The organism is Mycolicibacillus koreensis (genome assembly GCF_002104795.1).
In the GTDB taxonomy this organism is placed as follows: domain Bacteria; phylum Actinomycetota; class Actinomycetes; order Mycobacteriales; family Mycobacteriaceae; genus Mycobacterium; species Mycobacterium koreense.
The window spans coordinates 1-4,882 of record NZ_NCXO01000088.1 but is presented as its reverse complement, the minus strand read 5'-3'; the positions used below and the strand labels follow the sequence as shown (position 1 = coordinate 4,882).

Annotated in this window: 4 protein-coding genes; 2 read left to right on the top strand and 2 right to left on the bottom strand. The window is 62.8% G+C overall.

All coding sequences use genetic code 11. The annotated features are described in order from the left end of the window. Positions 1 to 544 precede the first annotated feature (544 nt). On the top strand, positions 545 to 733 hold the full coding sequence (locus B8W67_RS19835) for a hypothetical protein (RefSeq protein WP_133056173.1): 189 nt from the start codon (positions 545 to 547) through the stop codon (positions 731 to 733). Positions 734 to 1,559: 826 nt separating this feature from the next. Next, positions 1,560 to 2,714 (top strand): hypothetical protein, encoded by a 1,155-nt coding sequence (locus B8W67_RS19825; protein WP_133056172.1) that lies wholly within the window; start codon positions 1,560 to 1,562, stop codon positions 2,712 to 2,714. A gap of 576 nt (positions 2,715 to 3,290) precedes the next feature. Here B8W67_RS19825 and B8W67_RS19820 read toward each other — a convergent pair. Together B8W67_RS19820 and B8W67_RS19815 are read right to left on the bottom strand one after the other, a co-directional pair. Further along, entirely contained in the window at positions 3,291 to 3,686 is a 396-nt protein-coding gene (locus B8W67_RS19820) for a hypothetical protein (RefSeq protein WP_085305895.1), read from the bottom strand. 36 nt (positions 3,687 to 3,722) lie between these two features. Next, positions 3,723 to 4,286 (bottom strand): hypothetical protein, encoded by a 564-nt coding sequence (locus tag B8W67_RS19815; RefSeq protein ID WP_085305893.1) that lies wholly within the window; start codon positions 4,284 to 4,286, stop codon positions 3,723 to 3,725. Positions 4,287 to 4,882: the final 596 nt, after the last annotated feature.

Here is a 4,882-nt window from a genome sequence, read left to right as displayed (position 1 = left end):
CGGCGGCACTGACCGCCTGAACCATCTCAACGAAGAATCATGCGACGACGTCGTACACCACACCCGTGGACTTGACCCCTTCAAGCGCTGATCGGCCCCAATAACGTAGCTCCACTAGACATCCCGGGGATGTTGCCGGCGATTGCGAGTTGGGTCGAGGACTTCCCAGGGTCGTTGCTGAACACAGGCGCTGCTGCTTTCCAAGACCCGAGCGACATCCCTGGCTTGCTGTCAAACCTGCTGTACGACCTGATCGGCCCTAGTACGAACGGAAACGATATGCCGTCGTTGATAACGTCGGCGACAGGGCCAGTAGTGAAGACTCTGGTAACGCTGTTACCTGCCCCGCTTGGACCCACCGGAGAGTTGGACAACTTGACTGAAGCGGGACTGATCCTCTCCAGTGTGTCGCGCCTTAATAGCTTCCTTACCGAGGCGTTGAGCGTCTTACCAGCTCCGGTGGAGCCAGCTAGCGCAATCACTGGGCAAATTGGAGACCTTGGACTGCGGAGACCTTGGACTGCTGAGCACCGTCTTGCCAAGCGTGGACTTCAGCTTCCTTACTGGCGGTCTCGACGACATCACTAGCACGCTCGCCGGCTGGGGTACTGAGGTTTCCGGAGCGCTCGCGAACCTGTTCGGCTTTGATCTGACCGGCTTGCTGGGTATCGACGCCATCGGTCAACTGATGCTGAGCATCCCCAACATCCTGCTGGGCGCTCTGGTCGGGTAAGCCCCACGGGCGACTCCTTCGCCTCGGCCGCCGACTGGGCGCGCTGTGCCCCGTGAATCGCCGCGGGTTCACCGGAGAGCGAACTGAAGGCGGCTACTCCAAAGGCCATGGCCCCGCGCTTGGGTCGCGCGACGATGGACTATCGTGCCAGGCCCCCGATAGTCCGTCCAGCCGGTTGTAGAGCCGGGTTGCGTCGATGCCGATCTCGGTTGATCTCGGAGGCCACGGGCTGGTGGGTGTGGCTGTATTGGGCGGCGTACTCGGCCGGGGTTTGGAAGCCCGATGCCGGTGGTTGTGGTCGTTCGTGAAGTCGCCGATGACGACGCAGGCTTCGAGCAGGCTGGTCCAGTGGTTGCAGTTGAGGCACTCCCTTCGTAGACGGTTGTTGAACGATTGCAGCGATCGCCCGTCACGTTGGCCGCGACCGCAATACGGTGCGGGACTGTCTGTCTGGGAAGCGAACGCTGGGGTTGTGGGCACGGCCAGGGCCGGACCCGTTTGGTGCGTTCATCGACTACGTCACCGCCCGGCTGGCAGCGGACCCGTACCTGTGGGCCCGGACGCTAAAGGGATGAGTAGCAGACCGCTGAAGGGACTCAGGCGGATGCCCGGGGGTGCGTTCACCTCGTAATTTGTTCGGCATCCCGTCGTGGCGGCCGCTGATGGTCGCCCGCCGGTTTCGGAGCGGTGGTCTGGATCGAGGCCCTTCGAAAAAGTCAGGACGGATTTGAAAATCCGGCATTTATCAGATAAAACCCAGCTAACATGTGAGCTACCTCTCAAGTTCCGAGAGACGTGGATGCGGCACTAGTAAAGGACAACGACCATGCAGCAAGCGCTTCGTCCCTATGTCACCACCGGTATAGCTGTTGTGGGTGCCACCGCCTTGTTGGCGACGCCCGTCGTGTCCCCACCGACGACGCCGGACGTTCAAATGCCGGCGATCCAGTTGACTGCGAGCCCGTTGGACAGCATCACCGACCTGCTCGGCGGGGCGACCGCCGCACTTGGAGCGTTGGGTGACGGTCTCCTGAATGCCGACACGTTCGGCGATCCGCTGAACCCGTTGGAGGTCTATCCGGCACTGTTTGAGAACTCGTTCAACAACTTGTCGGTCATCGGTCAGAACTGGCTCGATCAGCCTTTCCCAATCCTGCAGGCAGTCGCGTCGAACCAGTTCGACTATATCCAGGGTGTCTTCAACGAGCCGGCATCGATCATTGACGTACCCGGGAAGATGTTGGGGAACCTGGAGAACGTGTTCGCGGCGCTCACGACGCTCACTCCGACGATCGGCGTCGACAGTCCACTGGGGGACGCCATTGCAGAAATCCTCGAAAAGGGCCTGGCTTTTTGGGTGTTGCACCCGGAGGCTCTGTTTAATGCCATTGGGGCTCTCCCCGGAACGGACCTTCTTGCGGTTGATGTCGACCTACCCCCTGCGATGGTGATGGGTCTCGCGGGACTGGGCCCCCTAGTGAACACGCTTGCAGGTATCGGTGTCAGCGGCGAAGCGTTCCAAGCGGCCCTGAATAGCGGCGAGTACCTGAGCGCGTTGGGCGCGCTTGTCGCCGGTCCTGGGTTCGTCGGCGACGCGGCGCTCAACGGCCAGTGGGGACTTGACATCCTGGGACTGGAAATCCCAGTCCTCAACGGCCTGCTGCAACCCATGGAAAGCCTGGAACTCGGAATTCCCGGAATTCTCAGCCTGGACATCGGGCCGATGGGCGGATTGACCGACGGGATGATCAACTACCTGCCCGGGGTGATCGCCGATGCGCTCGGTGGCCAAACGATCTTCGACGGCCTGGGTCTCGGTTCATCGTTCGATGACCTGTTCAATTTCTTGAACCCGGCTACATTGCTGGATGCGTTGAACCTTGGCGACCTGTCGACTGGCATCGGAGCCCTGCTCCCTGACGCGCTCCCGTTCGACATGATCTGGCAGATGATCATCGACACCTTCAGTTCGGTGATCTGACGCAAGTCGTCAGCAAGCTGGGGCGGGTTTGCAAAGCGCAAGCCCGCCTCAGCTTCGTGTACATGTGACTGACCTGTGATCGGAACACATCGTTCTTGGCAACGGGCGGGATCTTGACCGGTGATATTCAGGTGCGCATGCCCGGACCCGACCATGACTTCGAGCGATACTGAAGCCTGATGCTGGGAATCGTCATACACCATGATGCATCCGGCGGGTGACCGGCCTCATGGGCCGGGCCACCCGCCGATGCTGTCGGGCGTCAGCTGACCGTGCGGGACCCGCCGGCGTGCGGGGTTCATCGTCCTCGGTGGCGAACTGGTCGCCGCCCGCGGCGCGGGCTCACCTCGGCGACTGTGCGCTCATGGCTGGGTGTGTGCTGGCCGGGGAAGCCGGCCCAGGCGCTGTGGCAGCACAAGGGTCGCTGGTGTGTGGCCGAACCTCTATCGGCCGATGTGAATGTCGCCCCGGGTTGGCAGTGACTCCGGTTCTGCCGTTTGACTCGGTGTCACAGGGCGCCTGCGATGACGTGGCGGTTCAGCTGTCGTCGACCGACGTGACCCCCACGCTCCCATCTCATTCCGGGACGATCTGGTACCGTTCGCCGCCGTAATGGATTTCCGTGGCGCCCGCAGAGCCGTAGATCGAGACCTCGGCGTCGGGGCTCCCGGCCCTGACATGCAGCACTAATGGTGCTCTTCCCTCCTGGATCGCCGCGTCAGCGAGAGTGGGCACTGCCAGCGGCGGCGCTTGCGCGGCACCCGCCCGTTGCCGGTGGCCGGCCAAGTGGCGTTCCCGGGCCTTGCGTAGCAGGCGCTCTACGCTTTCTGGCCCAAGGTCGATCAGTCGTTGGGCGTTGGCGCGCTCTTCGGCCGACACGCTAGGACGTTCCACGATCGCGTGGGCCATCCGCACCGCCGCGCGCGCGGCCTTGTCGGGCTCGGCATCGGCGAGCAGTCGGGAAAAGCTCATATCGACATCTCCTCGTTGTCGCCTACCAGTGTCCTCTTATGCGTCGGCATTGTCGCCCTCTAGCCCGATCTCCGCGACGATCCCGGATGCTTGCTGTCCCATATAGATATCCAGCATCGTCGACAGTTGAGCGTCGAGGTCCTCGGCGGCGTTGCGAATCGCGACCAAGATTTCGCTGGCCTGCACCTCGTCGATGCTTCCTGGCGTCGATTGGGCCAGGCCCAAACCAATCGGCCTCCGGGTGCCGACATGGTCGACGACCCATTCGAAGCGTCGCCACAACGCTTCAACGGTGGCGGCATCCTTGCGCTGCTCGATCTGGTCAGACGTAGCCCGGTGCTGCTCCGCGAGTTGCGCGGCGTTGTCGGCCCGGGCGCGGCTACTCACAATATGGGCTCCCAGCAACGCCATGGCCCCGGCGAGCAGGGCACACACCCCCGCCGTCAACGTGGCCAACGGTTGCGCGGCGATCTTCCACGCGTCCTCGGGAAGTGCCCACATGCACCCGGCCAGGAAAACGGCGATCAGTCCGACAGGGAACCCCACGGCGACAGCGACGACAACGGGGTCCGTTTTGGTTCGCCGATCGCTGCTGCTCATGGCCACCCTCCGGTTCCTTCCTGCAGAATAGCGAAACATTTTCAGGGTGTTCGGGGGTATTGATTCCTCTGCCCTCGCGACCGATCCATAACGCGGCCCTGCGGGAGCGGGAGATGCTCGCCGACCGGGATGTCGGGAACATTGGACGGACCTGCGGCGCTCGGCTACACGTCGCGGTGAGGACCCCGCACTGCCCGCGGTCGATCTCCCCGCCGAGGCCGGTGACCGTTTCGGCCGGATCGATGATTCAGCGGGCGTTGTGCTCCAGATCGGGGCGCACGCCTGCGGTCATCGCCGTGTCGTCGAGCGGATCGTAGTTCGCACACGGAGGGCCCTTCGGTGATCACATCTCGTCGCCGTGTCGTCAGGTCCCGTGGTTTGCCCACCATGTCCGGATCTGTCTATATTTCCGCCGATATATTGCCGCCGAGCAACTCGATGGAGAGGATGTGAGCGTTGGGCGACCGTTTGGAGGTCACACCGGTTGGGCACCAGCCTGATGCGACACCACTGGGTGGGGGTCAAGTCCACGGGTGTGGTGTACGACGTCGTCGCATGATTCTTCGTTGAGATGGTTCAGGCGGTCAGTGCCGCCG

Coding starts and splice junctions, on each gene's coding strand:
- B8W67_RS19825 (WP_133056172.1), top strand. CDS start 1,560: ATGCAGCAAGCGCTTCGTCCCTATGTCACCACCGGTATAGCTGTTGTG.
- B8W67_RS19815 (WP_085305893.1), bottom strand. CDS start 4,286: ATGAGCAGCAGCGATCGGCGAACCAAAACGGACCCCGTTGTCGTCGCT.
- B8W67_RS19820 (WP_085305895.1), bottom strand. CDS start 3,686: ATGAGCTTTTCCCGACTGCTCGCCGATGCCGAGCCCGACAAGGCCGCG.